Source organism: Clostridioides mangenotii TR, from assembly GCF_000498755.1.
Classification (GTDB): domain Bacteria; phylum Bacillota; class Clostridia; order Peptostreptococcales; family Peptostreptococcaceae; genus Metaclostridioides; species Metaclostridioides mangenotii_A.
Genome location: NZ_AXUS01000071.1, coordinates 1 through 1292 on the forward strand (window position 1 = coordinate 1; position 1292 = coordinate 1292).

Below are 1292 nucleotides of genomic sequence, written 5' to 3' on the forward strand. Positions count from 1 at the left end.
ACTCAATTCACTTTCAATATGAATAATAGGCTCACCCTTCCATGACTTAACATTAAAATAATGTTCAACTTCTTGGCTGCGCGGCATTACATTTAGACTACTAAACCTTAAAAAGTCATTTTTATCATTTTGTATAAAATAAATATTGTTTACTTCTCTTGACAACGAATCCCCATGTATTACAATCGCATTCATTCCACGTATACATAGGTTAAACAGTAAAAATGGTAGAGCTCTATCAGATAGTTCTTCACATTGATAAAAATAATTACTTGGGTAGTATTCAAATGGAGACACATGTATCATATCCTGATACCATTTTTGTATTACAATACCACCTGTTCCAGCACAAACATCTAATGTGGAATTTGTATTCCCTACTAATTGCTCAATCAATTTCGTTACTTGCCCAGGTGTAAAATCCTGTTTTTTAGTTTTTCTATCCGCATGTTCTTCTTCAAAACATTGAGCGAACCAATCAAAATCAATTCTTTTTTCTTCCTTTAAGAATTTTTTAAAAAGTATTTCTCTTTTTTCTTTATCAAAGATTATTTCAAATAGTTTAATTGGGGCATAATAAAATTCGTCAATCTCAAGCAAACTATTTATTTTATTTGTTGTTATTCCCAATATGTATTTTTACCTTTCCTTTATATTAATCTGCGATAGAAACAAAGTTCGTTCGCAAAAACCAAAACCCTTTATTATCAATACTTATAGCTATCTTAAAATAAAAATGTTATTTTATGATATTTTATTTAATACTCCTAATCTATCTTTAACACGTTGATTTGCCAGATCATAATATCTTTTTCTAATTCAAAACCAATATAACTTCTATTAGTATTAATACATGCTATTGCTGTAGTTCCACTCCCTATGCAATTGTCTAGGACAACATCTCCCTCATATGTGTAAGTTTTTATTAAATACTCAAACAATAATATAGGTTTTTGTGTGGGATGTATTTTTTCTTTATCATGAGAAAATTCTAATAATTGAGTAGGATAATTTGTATACTTTTGTATATATTGATTAGATTTCAACTCTCCCCAATTATTACCCATAGAAGCTCTTTTATTTAATTTTTCATATAACTTTAAACCTTTGTTGGGTTAAAATACAGGTTTGTTTTTTGTAAAAAAACACTTAATATTCTTCATGTTTTTTTAAAGGTCTTTTTATTTGCTAATTGGAAGCCCGTTGAATTATTTTTTATCCATATCCATTCATATTTAAATAACTTTTAAATTACTATTATTTAATATTGTTGTGAAAGGCTGGCTACATGT

2 protein-coding genes are annotated in these 1292 nt (G+C 27.6%); both read right to left on the reverse strand.

All coding sequences use genetic code 11. The annotated features are described in order from the left end of the window. Window positions 1-630, reverse strand: a 630-nt coding sequence (locus tag T473_RS0115660; protein WP_024622622.1) for an N-6 DNA methylase, incomplete at its 3' end; no start/stop codon positions are given. A gap of 137 nt (window positions 631-767) precedes the next feature. Beyond that, window positions 768-1067, reverse strand: coding sequence for a site-specific DNA-methyltransferase (locus T473_RS17500; RefSeq protein WP_051365941.1), 300 nt, complete (start codon window positions 1065-1067; stop codon window positions 768-770). Between the last annotated feature and the right edge of the window lie 225 nt (window positions 1068-1292).